The 13,400-nt window shown below is 47.8% G+C and carries 11 protein-coding genes and 2 tRNA genes; 7 read left to right on the top strand and 6 right to left on the bottom strand.

The annotated features are described in order from the left end of the window. The gene (locus OSQ85_RS01710) at window positions 1-1,155 is read left to right on the top strand and encodes a hypothetical protein (protein ID WP_265820919.1); all 1,155 of its coding nucleotides are present in this window, start codon (window positions 1-3) and stop codon (window positions 1,153-1,155) included. 10 nt (window positions 1,156-1,165) lie between these two features. Beyond that, window positions 1,166-1,384 carry a hypothetical protein gene (locus OSQ85_RS01705; RefSeq protein WP_265820918.1) on the top strand — a complete coding sequence of 73 codons (219 nt, stop codon included), beginning with the start codon at window positions 1,166-1,168 and terminating at the stop codon, window positions 1,382-1,384. A gap of 201 nt (window positions 1,385-1,585) precedes the next feature. On the opposite strand, the gene OSQ85_RS01700 is transcribed toward OSQ85_RS01705, so the two are convergent. Both OSQ85_RS01700 and OSQ85_RS01695 read right to left on the bottom strand, forming a co-directional pair. Further along, window positions 1,586-1,670 (bottom strand) — tRNA-Leu (locus tag OSQ85_RS01700). A gap of 136 nt (window positions 1,671-1,806) precedes the next feature. Next, window positions 1,807-3,117, bottom strand: a complete 1,311-nt coding sequence (locus tag OSQ85_RS01695; RefSeq protein WP_265820917.1) for an aminotransferase class I/II-fold pyridoxal phosphate-dependent enzyme — start codon at window positions 3,115-3,117, stop codon at window positions 1,807-1,809. A 130-nt stretch (window positions 3,118-3,247) separates the two neighbouring features. Here OSQ85_RS01695 and OSQ85_RS01690 point away from each other — a divergent pair, with 130 nt between their 5' ends. Both OSQ85_RS01690 and OSQ85_RS01685 read left to right on the top strand, forming a co-directional pair. After that, window positions 3,248-3,757: a ferritin family protein gene (locus OSQ85_RS01690; RefSeq protein ID WP_265820916.1), complete on the top strand. Its 510-nt coding sequence runs from the start codon at window positions 3,248-3,250 to the stop codon at window positions 3,755-3,757. Between the two features lie 107 nt (window positions 3,758-3,864). After that, window positions 3,865-3,937 (top strand) — tRNA-Asn (locus OSQ85_RS01685). A gap of 116 nt (window positions 3,938-4,053) precedes the next feature. Here OSQ85_RS01685 and OSQ85_RS01680 read toward each other — a convergent pair. From OSQ85_RS01680 to OSQ85_RS01665, 4 genes are all read right to left on the bottom strand, one after another. After that, window positions 4,054-5,961 carry a cytochrome c3 family protein gene (locus OSQ85_RS01680; RefSeq protein ID WP_265820915.1) on the bottom strand — a complete coding sequence of 636 codons (1,908 nt, stop codon included), beginning with the start codon at window positions 5,959-5,961 and terminating at the stop codon, window positions 4,054-4,056. A 176-nt stretch (window positions 5,962-6,137) separates the two neighbouring features. Then, window positions 6,138-6,395, bottom strand: coding sequence for a hypothetical protein (locus OSQ85_RS01675; RefSeq protein ID WP_265820913.1), 258 nt, complete (start codon window positions 6,393-6,395; stop codon window positions 6,138-6,140). Between the two features lie 87 nt (window positions 6,396-6,482). After that, a complete protein-coding gene (locus OSQ85_RS01670) occupies window positions 6,483-7,766 on the bottom strand; it encodes a sigma-54-dependent transcriptional regulator (protein ID WP_265820912.1) in 1,284 nt (427 codons plus the stop codon). Continuing rightward, the gene (locus OSQ85_RS01665) at window positions 7,747-9,576 is read right to left on the bottom strand and encodes a sensor histidine kinase (protein ID WP_265820911.1); all 1,830 of its coding nucleotides are present in this window, start codon (window positions 9,574-9,576) and stop codon (window positions 7,747-7,749) included. Before OSQ85_RS01665 ends, OSQ85_RS01670 begins: the two co-directional genes overlap by 20 nt. Window positions 9,577-9,682: 106 nt before the next feature. On the opposite strand from OSQ85_RS01665, the gene OSQ85_RS01660 reads away from it, so the two are divergent. The 3 genes from OSQ85_RS01660 to OSQ85_RS01650 all read left to right on the top strand — a co-directional run bounded on the left by OSQ85_RS01660 (window position 9,683) and on the right by OSQ85_RS01650 (window position 13,352). Further along, complete coding sequence (locus OSQ85_RS01660; RefSeq protein WP_265820910.1) at window positions 9,683-11,095, top strand: sensor histidine kinase; 1,413 nt, start codon at window positions 9,683-9,685, stop codon at window positions 11,093-11,095. After that, window positions 11,070-11,726, top strand: a complete 657-nt coding sequence (locus OSQ85_RS01655; protein ID WP_265820909.1) for a response regulator — start codon at window positions 11,070-11,072, stop codon at window positions 11,724-11,726. Before OSQ85_RS01660 ends, OSQ85_RS01655 begins: the two co-directional genes overlap by 26 nt. Before the next feature lie 150 nt (window positions 11,727-11,876). Beyond that, window positions 11,877-13,352, top strand: coding sequence for a multiheme c-type cytochrome (locus OSQ85_RS01650; RefSeq protein ID WP_265820908.1), 1,476 nt, complete (start codon window positions 11,877-11,879; stop codon window positions 13,350-13,352). Window positions 13,353-13,400: the final 48 nt, after the last annotated feature.

Below are 13,400 nucleotides of genomic sequence, written 5' to 3'. Positions count from 1 at the left end.
ATGGCAAGAAACACGACAGTTAATTTAGTAAGCGAGAAAGGACGGAAGCTCACGGCAGAAGAGCATGACGAAACTATAGGCAACCTCAAGCAGACGGCGGATGAGGCGTTTAACAACGCAGAGACATTGCAGAGCGAAATGTCCGAAGGGTTCGACTTTCTGTTTGATAATAAGCTGGATAAAACCGAACAGGCGGCGGACTCTGCGAAATTGCAGGGGAAGGCAATCGGCACAGCAGAGGGTGATGTTCTCACGCAGGGTGCCACGCACATTGTAAACAGCACATCTGAGAATCTCGCTTGCGCTGTTTCATCTGTAGCTCGTTCAGGGGCGGCAAGTGGTTTCTTCGGTTTCAAAGCACAGTATAGTGTAGCATCAAATACAATTTTCAAACTCTCCGGGACAAGATATTCGGGTTCGCAGTATGTGCCTTTTGAGGTAAAAATTACATTCTATACTGGTTCAGACGGAGTTGGTCAAATTGGCATATGTGAATCAAGTGATTTGAATTTGCCTGTCGTCTTTTATTACAAGCACAGTACAAGAGAAATTATAATCGGTGTGAATCAAAATAGTACATATAGAAACTTTAATATGTCAATCAGTTATATATCTTGGAGAGCAAGATGCTTTTTTGAAAACATAACAGAAGTACCTGCTGATTTTTCATTATATACAATTTCTTACAGGCAAATTGTATATAATGACACTGTAGACGTTCTAGCTAACAAGAAAATCAGCTTTCAAAACACAAATGATGTGGCAGCAAATATACTCGATTGGTATGAGGAAGGCAGTTTTACGCCCGGAATCTACGGTTCAAACTCGTCCGGTTCAGGCACATATTCAGCGCAGTCAGGCTTTTATCAGAGAATAGGAAATAGAGTGCATTTTCAGTTGCACATAGTCTGGTCTGCGCACACTGGAACTGGAACTATCAGAGTGAGCGGACTACCGTTCACCCCAAACAATATAGTATCAGTACCATGCAATTTTTTGGCGCAGAATATCGCTTTCGCGGGGACAGTCAAAGGTGCTGTCGGAGCAACTCTTCCAGTCATCGTAGTCTATACTGAGCAATCTGGAGGTAATTGGGATGAAGTTTTAATGTCGGGGGCTGGTGAATTAAGAATATCCGGTTCTTATCGAGTATAAGGAGGTAGTTATGAGTTTGACAGAAAACAGGATTCAAAAATCGATTAATATTATTAACACAGGTTATGGCATGGCAGCAGAAGTGCTGTGGATAAATCAAGTCATTAAAGCAGAAACAGTTATTGCTGAGAGTAACGAGCGTTGCGCATACTCTGAAGAAGACAAAGAGCGTTTTCTTGCTGATGTTGAAAACGCTGAGCAGTATCTCGCTGTGCTGTGCTGGGAATAGATAGTTCAAAAGGTCGCAGAATCGGCTGAACTTTTCGGCTGATTCTGCTGTTAAGATGGTCGCAAGTTTCACTGAACAGGTCGCAGATTATATTGAATTTGGTCGCAAAATTAATTGAACGCTGTATCAATGTAGTCAGATGTAGTCATTTCATGAATAAAGGGTTTCAAAGAAAAAATCTCTGAAACCCTTTATTTATAGTGCCCGAAGCCGGAATCGAACCGGCACAGAATTAAATTCCGAGGGATTTTAAGTCCCTTGCGTCTACCTATTCCGCCATTCGGGCTAAACCTTATAGAATCGGTTTAGTTTTATATGCTGAATTGTATTGTGTGTCAATTACCAACGGAAATTTATCATCCACAAAAAAAGGGGAACCGGAAATCCGGCTCCCCTCTGGAAGTTTTCTTAAAAAAGTCCGCTTACTTCGCGGCGAGTTCTTTGCATGCCTGATAGATGCATTTGAAGAGCTCTTCGCTGTCGCCAACCTCAACACATGAGAAGGCTATGCGCAGGTCTGTTTTGCTGGAGGAGATAGTGCCTATGCCGTATTTATCCAGCAGGTGAATGCGGAGTTCCTCAGCGTCCACAGTGTTCAGCTTAAGGCACATAAAGTAGCCTGAGTTGAAGGGGTAGTAAGTGAACTGGTCTGTGAATTCGCCTCTGTTAAGGATCTCTTTAAATTTAAGCGCTCTTTCTTTGAGCACCTCGAATTTCTGTTTTCTCTGTTTCTCGAAGTCGGGGTGTTCCAGAGACTTGAGAACAAGTGTCTGCGAGGGGTGGGGGCAGTTGGAGATTGTTCCCCTGATGAGGCCTGTAACCTTTTTCTCGATAGCGGCAAACATTTTGGATTCGTCCGCGCTGCTTGTGGCGCCGAAGGTGATAAAGCCCACACGGAAGCCCCATACGAACTCCTCTTTTGTGGCTCCGTCAAGTTTGACGGGGAGAAGGTTTTTGCTTCTGCCCACAAGCTGACCGTAGATAGATTCTGTTATGCTGTCCTCATAGAAAAGTGTGAAGTAAGCATCGTCAGTGACCACAACAAGCTTGATGCCTTTCTCGGCGATGGCTGTGAGGCCGTCCGCTATTGCTTTTGCCTCAGCGGGCACGGGTGTGTAGCCTGAGGGGTTGTTGGGGAAGTTGAGGATAACAACAGCCTTCCCTTTTATTTTGCCGCATTCCTCAACCTTGGAAAGCAGAGCCTGAACATTAAACCCGCCTTTCTCAGTGAAGGTTTCATAAGTGGCGATTTCTGCGCCGTTGATAACGGAGAATGTCAGCCTGTAGTTGCCCCAGAACATAGAGGGGAGAACAACATAGTCCCCTTTATCAAGAAACATGTCCGCAACAACGTTAAGGCCGTGGGTAAGCGCGTTTGTAACAACGGGCGAACCTATATTTTTCCCTGCGAGAGAGGGGTTTTCATCGTATATTTTCTTTCTCCATCTCGTTCTCAGTTCAGGCTTGCCTGAAGAGGGCGCATAGGTGAAAACATCCTTAGCGGGGAGCCCTTTGAGATGGTCATAGATGCACTGGAGGTACATGGGTTCGCCCTTCTCCATTGCTATACCTATGGTAGCGTTAAACTTATGAGCCTTTTCCTTAGCCTCTGCCGACTGAGTGATAATGCCTTTGGGCATGTAAATGTTCTTTCCGAGGTCGGAAAGCATTTCGTAAACGGCTGGGTTTACTCCGGCTATAATCTCGTTAAGTTCTTTTGCGAGAGCGTTCATTATATTGCCTCCAATTAACGCATGCTACGGGTGGTTTTAACAGTTGCGAATATACAAAAATTATACACAATTTTAAAGAAGAATATTATACTGTGTATAAGCATAACACTATCACCTACGGAGGATCCGGATGAATCTTGAACTACTTCAAGCACTAAAGACGGCACACGACGCAGAGGTGGAGGGGATGAGGTCCTATCTCAGCTTCGCCAAACAAACACAGGTTGCAGGCGGCAAGAATATTCTTATCCAGCTTGCCATGGACGAAATCGACCATATGGAGCTCATCAACAAGTTTATGGAACGCATGCTGAAAGGCGAAGTCTACCAGACGGTGGATGTGCCGAAGGCAAGGCTGGACAAGTTTATGCCCAAGGTTGCTGATGCCAGCCTTCAGAAGATGGATAAGGCTGATGTGGGCGATCTGGACGCGCTGAAAATTGCCCTTGCACATGAGGAAAAAGCGCGCCTCTTCTACCTTGATCAGGCTCAGAAAACAGACAACCTCCAGGCGAAAAAGCTCTTCACCGACCTTGCCGCTGTCGAGCAGAAGCATTATGACATTCTTCAGGCCGAAATCCAGTTCATCCAGCAGGATGGTTTCTGGTTTGACATGATGGAGTTTTCTCTGGAAAAATAAACCGTGACAATAAGATATAATCGCAGATATTTTTTTGACAAATCATATTGACAAACAAATCCGCTGTTGTTATATTCGTCTCTCGTTACGGTTGTGACGGTTATAATTCCCTGATAGCTCAACCGGCAGAGCAAATGACTGTTAATCATTAGGTTGCAAGTTCGAGTCTTGCTCAGGGAGCTTACAGAAAAGCCCGATTCCTCACGGAGTCGGGCTTTTTTCGTTCAGGTTTATCTGAAACAAATAACGCCCCCTTTTCAGGGGGCGTTTCTACCTGCGTTATCAGATTTATGGTACTAAAGCCCGCTGATCATCTCTGCGGCTTTTTTGGGGTTGTGCGGAAGGATCTTTCTGGCAAGCTTAACCTTCTCCAGCTTCTCCTTGTCGTTCTTATTGGCAAGCTCAAGCCTGTGGAGCTTCGCATAAAGAAGGTTGTAGTCGCCAAGTGCGTCTGCGTATTTCTTGTCATCAAACGGAATTGACATATCAATCCCTTTAACATCCCACACATTGCCGGAATTTACGAAGGGCATGAAATCCTCAACATCGCGCTCATCAACAGTGACCGGGGTTTCGTTCTTCCAGTCGGTGAAAAACAGGCCTTTCTTTGTTGCCTTGATGGTGTAGCTTCCGTTAAAGGTTTTCTTCACATCGTTCATGTTGTCATAAGTCCACCATGAGGTAGCTATCTGGTCATGTGATGAGTGGCAGGATTCGCAGTTCCTTGCCTTGCCTATGGAGTGGCTCATTTTGTCCATCTGAATCCATGCAAGCATCTTGCTGTTCTTTTTCAGCTTGGATGTGCCGTTCATAATGTACATATCGTTCACTTCGTCCGGCTTCCTCTCGACCGTAAAATCCTTCTCGCCTATTTTCGCATTGCCTTTGACAGTCATGGGCTCTATCTCGCGGAGGATAAGTTTATTCACCTTTTTCACATCCTCTTTGATGTTCAATACAGCCATAGGATAGGGCTTCATGGGTATCCACACGCCTCTTTCGGGGTGTTTCACAAGCGTGGGCATGCTTCTTGTGCCGTAATATTCTTTATGTTTGGTCAGCGCCTTCACCTGCCCTTCCTGCTTGCCGGGGCCCCAGAAGGTGAACTGGTATGCGCCTACAGACTGAATGTGGCAGGATGTGCAGTCCACATTGCCGTGATCCTCGCTTTCAAGAGCGGCCTGATAAATATCCTCATGGCAGTTTTTGCAGGATTCGCGGGCGGACTGGGAGCTCAGGTGGCCGTAGCTATGGTTTTCCATCTTGTGGCAGTCGTTGCAGGTAACTCCGTTTGCCATGTGCACATCATCCGGAAGCTCATTCACGGGAAAAGCAAACGCGCCCCTCATGTAGCCTGCGCCTCTTCTCCTGTCCATGGGGCCGGCATGGCAGATTGTGCCTTTGCCGTTTCCGTAGCATGAAAGGGGTTCGGGATCTTTTTTGAAGGTGTGGCGGGCGTTTGATGCCTTATATCCCTGATAGTGGCAGTCATTACAGCTTGCGTGGCACTGGTTGCAGTTTCTGGCTGAGCCGTCGTTGTGCGCCTTCGGGTATTCCACGGCAAGTTCGCCGCTGATAGCCTCATGGTTGTCACCGAACCATGCTCCGCAGTTCTGGGGGCCGGGTTTCAGATCGCTGAATTTTTTGTACCCTCTCTGGTATCTGTTCTGACCCATGCTGGAGACATTGTATTCTTTAACCTCATTCTCGTGGCATTTTCCGCAGGTTTTTTCCGCAATTGAGGGGTCATATGCCATGGTTTCGGGATCGTGGTCATGGTAGAAAAGCTGTGCGAGAACAGCAATTCCCTGAGCTTTGGCTTTTTCGGGATCAGGCTTTCTCATAAGGTATGCGAAGGGAACTTTTCCCTGAGGCTGAATGGGGTCGTAATTTGTGATGTCCCTGCCGACTGCCTGATACTTGTGGTTTTTGCCCACAGCCGCATAAAAGGGACGGGGCATTCCTTTGTGCGCCTCTTCCGCAGTCATTCCGGCGGGATTACCGAGGTGACAGTCCTCACAGGCGACTTCGCCCATGTTAACTTCCTTTTCAACCTCAGCAGGGTCGAGATAAAGCTGTGGGTAGCCGAGTTTTTCCATCTCCGCCTTGCTTCCGTGACATGTGATGCAGGATGACTTCTCCGCAGCCTGTGCGGCGCCGAAGCTGAAAAGCATCATAAGACAGACTATTATAAGTTTTTTCATAAAATAAACCTCCGTGTACTGCGATCTGTTGAGCAACACACATGCCACGGAGGCAGAAAATATTATGACAGAAATTCACCTGATTTGATATGAGTTTATGGTTCATGCAAAGGCTAGTTTCCCGCTAGGAATCTTGCATTATGCAAATGCTGTTTCTTGCAATTTGCAAAGAACTGCTACTTACCGTCCTTAATTTGGCTATGGTACTTGACATAACCTTCTTCATCAAAATTAAAATTATCGTTAACAATATATCCATCGGGAACTGAATCTAAGAATACATGCCAAATTTTTCCTCTGTATGTTTCAACAGTACTTTCTGCCCATCTTATTTTGTGCTGGACTTCTCTTAAAGTGAACGCCCTGTTCTGTTGCTTTGCATCATTAAAAAAGTGAAAAACTGCTCTTGGCTTCCTACTTCTGTCTCTTCCCATACTTGTTACCTCATTTTTAGTTAAAAGCGGGCAATAAGCATATGCTAACAAAAAATTATGGAAAGATCATGCCAAAGTCAAAAAACCTCACCCTATGCCGTATTCCTTGAGCCTGCGGTATATGGTGGAAGCGTCTATGCCGAGAATTTCGGCGGCTTTTGTCTTGCTTCCTCCGGCTTCGCTCAGTGCGGTCAGTATATGCTCCCGCACAACATCGTCCAGCTTCCGGGAAGTGCCTCTTCCCGCCGGATCAGGCATATGGAGTGACGCAGGCGATATAATATGCCCTGTTTCCAGTATCACCGCCCGTTCTATGATGTTCGAGAGTTCGCGGACATTGCCCGGATATGAATAATTTTCCAGAAACCTCACGGAATCTGCCGAGAAGCCCTCTATCTTCGGGTTTATGTGGCGGAACCTGCCGAGGAAATATTCAGCCAGCGGCATTATGTCCTCTTTTCTTTCCCTTAACGGCGGAACCTTAATCTCCAGCACGTTCAGCCTGTAGTACAGATCCTTGCGGAAAGTGCCGTTTTCCGCCTCCTCTGCGGGATTGCGGTTGGTGGCTGCGATGAAGCGGACGTTCGCTGTTTTCTGCTCAACAGAGCCTAAGGGGTAGTAGGTTTTTGTCTCTATAAAACGCAGAAGCTTTGCCTGCGAGGGGAGGGGGAGCTCGCCTATCTCATCCAGAAAGAGTGTTCCCCGCTCCGCAGCAGAAACAAGCCCCCGCTTATTGGAATCTGCTCCGGTGAATGCCCCCTTGCGGTAGCCGAAAAGCTCGCTCTCGAAAAGCTGTTCCTGCATATTGCCGCAGTTCACTGCCACGAAGGGCGCAGTTCTGCGGGCTGATACACCGTGTATGAATCGGGCGATTATCTCTTTTCCGCTCCCTGTTTCCCCGGTGATGAGCACGCCGCTGTCCGCCTTGGCGGCACGGGCGGCAAGCTGCATTATATCTTCAAACCTGCGTGATTTATAGACGGGTGCGAAGCTTCCGGCGCTCTGTCTGCCGAAGTCGATGAGGGTTCGTATCTGCTCCAGCTTTTTTATGAGAATGTCCGGATCCACAGGCTTGAGGATATAGTCGTATGCTCCGCTTTTTATGGCGTTTACCGATTCGGTGACAGTGCCGTAGCCGGTCATCAGTATCAGGCGCACTTCGGGCATCTCCTCACGCAGGGCTTCCAGAAGCCCAAACCCGGTCATCCCCGGCATACGCACATCAGAGACCACAGCGTCCGCACCGGAGCTCTTTATATGCGCCAGCGCCGTTTCCGGCTCATAGAACGCGGTAACGTTAAACTCGTTCTCAAGGCTCTTTTTCAGAAGCCCGCAGAGTGTTCTGTCATCCTCAACTATAACTACTTTCATTAAATTCGCACCTTACCGCAGTCCCTTTCCCTTTCTCGCTTCTCACGCTGATTTTTCCGCCGTGTTCGGTTATTATCCTGTGGGTGATGGAGAGTCCGAGACCTGTTCCCTTATCCGGCGATTTTGTCGTGAAGAACGGATCGAATATCTTCTCCAGCTTTTCAGGCTCAATGCCGCTGCCGTTGTCCTCAGTATCAAGAATAACCTTTCCGTTCTCCCTGAAAAGGCGGAACACCACCCTGCCGGACGGGAAAACAGCGTCCACCGCGTTCACTGCGATATTCAGAAAAGCCTGATTTATCAATGTCCGGCAGCCATCAATATATGCGTCCTCAAGCTCGGTTTCTATAAACACCCCGCCGCCGGCACGCATAAACCGCACAGTTTCACCGACTATTTCCTTAAGGTTCAGCCGCTCCTTGGTGCAGCTGTCATATCCGTCCGCCACAAGGCGCTTCATGGAGGCGATGATCCCGACACACCTTTCCGCCTGTGCCTTAACCGCCCGAACCTCGTCAGTGGAGCCGCATTCCTTTTCTATGATCCCCGCCGCAAGGAGGATGGAGTTCAGCGGTGTTGAAAGCTCGTGGGAAACTCCTGCGCTGAGTATGCTTAAGGATGAAAGCCTGTCTGCAAGCTCCATCCTTTTCTGCGCCGTTTCCCTCTCTTTTATATGATTCCGCAGGGATACCGCCATTTCCTGAACCTTGGCGGCTATGTCCCCCAGTTCGTCTGTATAGTCCTCTTTTATCTCGTAATCCAGATTTCCCCTGCCGTAGTTTTCCAGAGCCTTTTTCAGCCCGCCCAGCGGCTTAAGGAACTTTTCCGCGAATATGAAGGCGGTGAGAACTGCCATAAAAACAGACAGTGAAAGGACGAGTATGAACCCCGTTTTAAGAGCGCGGAGATTGCGAAAGGCGTACTTTGAGTCGATCACCGTGCAGACTTTCCATGAAATATCCGTCCCTTCGTAGGGGTAAACCGTGGTGTATCCGAGGAAATCGCCGTTTTTCAGGCGGATTATGCCGTCCAGCCCTTTGATTACTTCATCAAAGACATCCGCTCCGTAAACCGTCTGGAAGCGGTGGTCATGCTGCATCTGGTTTGCAAATTCGTAGCTCTTGTTTTTATGAAAAAGGAAAATTCCGTGGCGGTCGGGGTTGATCTTGTTTTTCTCCACTATGAAAGAATGCCCTTCATTGCGGTTAAGCCTGTTCACCACCTCGCCGAGGCGTTCGCCCCAGTAGTTCACCACCAGATACCCCGCATGCCCTGAACCGGCAAAGTAGGGGACAACAGTGCGGATCATGGACGGGCAGAAGCTTACCGCATCGGGAAGAAAGCCCCGCTCAAACTTGCTGAACAGAATCTCCGGCCTGTCAAGCTCAGCCGCATCCTGTATGAAATCCTTGGAGGAAATATCTATGGGTTCGTAGTCAGCTTCGCCGGAAAGGTTTTCGCACTCACGCATGAAAACCTGAATCTTTCCCTCCTTATCCACAAGGCGTATCGCCTGAACCTCACGGACATTATTGCAGTAGTCCATGAAAAGGGTTTCGGCGCGTTCCTTCCCCTCACCGTGGAAAATGAAGCGGCTGTTGACCGGGTTGGTGTAGAGACCGTAGGTTACGGAGCGGATATGCCCCAGAAAATCGGAGACCGTGCGCTTGTCCGCCCGCAGGAGCTCGGCAGTGCGCTTCTGTATCTCAAAGAGAACAGCCTTCTGCGACTGCGAATAATAAACACCTGTGGAAAAAACAAGAACCACAGTGACAAGAATGCTGATCCATACCGCAAGTTTTTTGCTCATTGCAATATATAAACTCCGCTGCCTGTTTTAGTCAAACTTATTAAATCTGTTGCGTTAAGCGGCTTAATAATTTTTAATAGGCTAATCAACCCGCGGCGGAGAACGGATGTTTATTCTTTACATCATCTATATCTTTTACGGTCTGGCTTTTTTTACACTGGGAGTTGCTGTTCTCACCAAAGACACAAAGCTCAGCAGTCTTGATATTGCGCCGATCCTCTGGCTTCTGGGCTTATTCGGCGTGGTGCATGGACTTCATGAATGGATAGAGCTTTACATGCACATGAATAAGGCTGACCCTCAGTTTAATTTCATGAGCTGGAAGATTGTCCGCCTGCTTATTGTGGAATCATCATATGTTATCATGCTTGTTTTCGCTCTGGAGCTCATGCTTGTTGTATCAAACAGGGCAAGGCTTTTCGCCAGCAGGAAAAACGCCAAGCTGTGGGGCGCTTTCATAATTCTTATCCTCACTGCGGCGGTGTTCCTGATCTCTGTGGAATACAGGCATGACAAGCTGATCCGAAATCTCATCGGCTTCACAAGTTCTATATTTGCGGGCATCGGCCTTGTGCTTTATTCAAAATCGGTTATGAGCGTGTCAAAAAGCGGTGCGGCAAACTTCCGCTATGCGGGCTTCTCGCTGGTTGCGTATGCGTTTCTCACCGGGGTCATACCTACAGGAACCATTATCCCCCTTATCGGCATAAATGTTGTGCTTCTGCGCGGACTCAGCGCCCTTTCCCTGATGTTTTTCATGCTGAGGGCAATGAAAACCTTTGATGAAGAGCAGTACAGGCTTATAGAAAAGCGGCTCCAGCTTCTGGCGCAGAGCGAAAAGCTCACTTCCATCGGCAAACTGGCGGCAGGCATAGCCCACGAGATAAACAACCCGCTCTCCAATGCGCTCCTGAGTACGGAAATACTGAAAGGCAAGGTAGAGGGGAACGAAAAGGCTCTTGCACGTCTTGAGTCCATAGAAAAAAATATAGAAAGAGCAGGCAGGATAGCCAGAGAGCTTCTGCTTTACTCAAGGGAGAAAGGTGTGGAGTTTACCGAAATCTCCACGGAATCGCTCCTTGAGAGTGTAAAAACCCTGCTGAGCAACCAGCCTTTTTATAAAAATATAAGGTTTAAATGTGAGCATCCTCTGTATTTTCAGGGCATTTTCTGGAAAGCGGAGGAGGTTTTGATCAACCTGATCATGAACGCCGCCGAGGCATGCCCGGAAAATCCCGAAATATCAGTGGAATGCTCCGAAGAGGAAGGCTTCGCGGTGATAAAAGTGCGGGATAACGGCCACGGGATTCCGGAAAATATAAAAACAAAGGTCTTCGATCCCTTTTTCACCACAAAAGAGGTCGGCAAAGGTACGGGGATGGGGCTTTACGTCACTTACAACATAATGAGGCTCCACGGCGGAAGCATTGAAATTTTGAGCGAGGAAGGGAAGGGGACGGAGGTTTCCGTGCGTTTTCCCGAAGAGGCTTGTGATGGCGGAAAAAATACTGATAATTGACGATGATGCCGAACTAAGGGAAAATATTGCGGAAATCCTTTCCGAAAGCGGCTTTGAAACGGACGAAGCCTCCTCAGCGGAAGCAGCTTTGGAAATTCTGAAAATATCTCAGCCGGATATTATCCTCACCGATTACATCATGCCGGAAATGCTGGGCACAGATCTTATCTCCTATGTGAAAAAGAATTATCCGGGGATAAGCGTAATAATGATCACCGCGTTTGCCACAGTCGACAACGCTGTGGAAGCCATGAAAAGAGGCGCGGACGATTATATCGCCAAGCCTTTCAGGAAGGATGAGCTTCTGATAAGCATCCGTAAGAACATAGAAGAGAGCAAATTTTCAAAATGTATCATCAATGCAGGCATGGACGAAACTCTCTCCTGCATATCAAACACCATAAGACGGCGTATTATCCTCCTGCTGTTTGAGGAGAAAAGGATGCGCTTCATGGACATTACCCGGAGCCTAGGCATTGACGACCACACCAAGGTGAACTTCCACCTTAAAATTCTCCGTCAGTCGGACATAATTTCGCAGGATAATGAGAAAAACTATATCCTGACCAAGGCAGGTGAAAAAATAGTCCACTGTCTCAAGACTATCTCTCAAAACATAACATCCTTGTAATAAAAATCTTTTTTCTTCTGTGTGAAATCCGTTTCACAGAAACTGTGCAAACTGTCAAGATCATTTTTCTGGAACTCTGCCTCCTGTTGAAAGTAATCATTCATTATGCAGCTTTTTATAAGCTGCCTGATGAAATCAGGAGGTTGATTTATGATGCGAAATGGTATCGTTTTTTTTGCATTGGCTCTGCTGGCGGTTTTTACCGCGTCAGCCGAGGCAAAAGACTCAAAAGGCTATATGTCATGGAAAACAGAAGGCTTTGCAGGTCCTGAAAAATGCGCCGAATGCCATGAGGATGTTCATGCTCAGTGGGCCACAAGCTGGCACACAAAAAAAACCGAATGGGGACCCGCTTACCCTGAATATTCCGCAGGAAGGGATTATCCGTGGGGAAAAGAAAAGATATACCCATGGGTAAAAAGGGACTGGGACAAGCTTGACACTTACATGATCCTCGATAAAAAGGATGACAATACCAACTACATAGCCATAGACAAAATACAGTTCAAGAATGTTGAGCTTGTTGTCGGCTCCCAGCGCAAGCAGAGATACGCTGTTTATTATGACGGCGCACCCCGCAAGGCATGGCTCGCCGCAACAGAAGACGGCGGTATTTCATGGAAGCTTGACAAGACAAAGACTGTGGACTACCCCGGCAGTAAAGAAAGAGCCGGCTACCATTTCCTTTTCATAGAGGTTAAGCCTAAAGACGGCGAAATGAACAAGGCCAATTACGGCGAGTTCCGCTCATGGCAGGAACGCTGTATAGCCTGCCACTCCACAGGATTTGATGTAAACGCGTGGAATAAGGCAAAGGCCGACTATGTAGCAGGTAAACGCAAGGATCTGAGAGACACATTTGTTTCAAGCATCAGCATATCCTGTGAGGCCTGTCACGGCGGCGGCGCGGTACATGCCGAAAACCCGTCAGCAGACAATATAATAAACCCTGCCAAGCTCACTGATGTCAAAGAAAGACAGATAGTATGCTCCCGCTGTCACACAAGAGCCCAGACAAATACCGCCCACGGCAAGGGCTCTAACGACAACAGAGGCTTTATCCTCGGCAAAAACAAATACGAGGATGTAATGCAGTACACCCGTCCCTCATGGGGCAAAGGCAACCGTCAGGTTTCAATAGACGGCAAAGGCAGACGTGACCACCAGCAGGATATGGACATAATGCTCAGCGCCACAATAGTCGGCGAGCACAGCACCCATGCAAAAATGGCATGCTTTGACTGCCACACGTCCCATAATGTGGGCAATAACCCCAAAAGCCCGTGGCTGTTTGATAAAACACCGGCGGAAGTCTGCGCAAAATGCCACGGCTCAAATGCCGAAGCTGTTCTTAAGGTGCTTGACGGACGCAGCGGCTGGAAAAAATCAGGCTATCCCGACTGGGCTACCGAATACGGCCGTGAACCTAACAAGCAGCACATATTCAATTTCGATGCGCAGGGAAGATCCTTCGGCATAACACCCGAACAGTACCACTGGGCGCTGAAAAAAGAAGGTGATGCCGCCAAAGCATCCGACTGGGAAGCTATATGGCCATGGGAAAAAACAGCAGCGGAAAAAGCAGGGCGTACAGTGTTCATAGGCGCTGACCCTGTAAAGAAATAATCTTTTCTCCTTAATAAACCGACAAAAAACCCGCCGGAGCATTCTTCG

This window comes from Geovibrio ferrireducens, from assembly GCF_026226615.1.
GTDB lineage: Bacteria > Chrysiogenota > Deferribacteres > Deferribacterales > Geovibrionaceae > Geovibrio > Geovibrio ferrireducens.
Note: the sequence above shows the minus strand (reverse complement) of the source record. Positions and strands in the feature narration are given on the sequence as shown.

Coding starts and splice junctions, on each gene's coding strand:
- OSQ85_RS01710 (WP_265820919.1), top strand. CDS start 1: ATGGCAAGAAACACGACAGTTAATTTAGTAAGCGAGAAAGGACGGAAG.
- OSQ85_RS01705 (WP_265820918.1), top strand. CDS start 1,166: ATGAGTTTGACAGAAAACAGGATTCAAAAATCGATTAATATTATTAAC.
- OSQ85_RS01695 (WP_265820917.1), bottom strand. CDS start 3,117: ATGAACGCTCTCGCAAAAGAACTTAACGAGATTATAGCCGGAGTAAAC.
- OSQ85_RS01690 (WP_265820916.1), top strand. CDS start 3,248: ATGAATCTTGAACTACTTCAAGCACTAAAGACGGCACACGACGCAGAG.
- OSQ85_RS01680 (WP_265820915.1), bottom strand. CDS start 5,961: ATGAAAAAACTTATAATAGTCTGTCTTATGATGCTTTTCAGCTTCGGC.
- OSQ85_RS01675 (WP_265820913.1), bottom strand. CDS start 6,395: ATGGGAAGAGACAGAAGTAGGAAGCCAAGAGCAGTTTTTCACTTTTTT.
- OSQ85_RS01670 (WP_265820912.1), bottom strand. CDS start 7,766: ATGAAAGTAGTTATAGTTGAGGATGACAGAACACTCTGCGGGCTTCTG.
- OSQ85_RS01665 (WP_265820911.1), bottom strand. CDS start 9,576: ATGAGCAAAAAACTTGCGGTATGGATCAGCATTCTTGTCACTGTGGTT.
- OSQ85_RS01660 (WP_265820910.1), top strand. CDS start 9,683: ATGTTTATTCTTTACATCATCTATATCTTTTACGGTCTGGCTTTTTTT.
- OSQ85_RS01655 (WP_265820909.1), top strand. CDS start 11,070: ATGGCGGAAAAAATACTGATAATTGACGATGATGCCGAACTAAGGGAA.
- OSQ85_RS01650 (WP_265820908.1), top strand. CDS start 11,877: ATGATGCGAAATGGTATCGTTTTTTTTGCATTGGCTCTGCTGGCGGTT.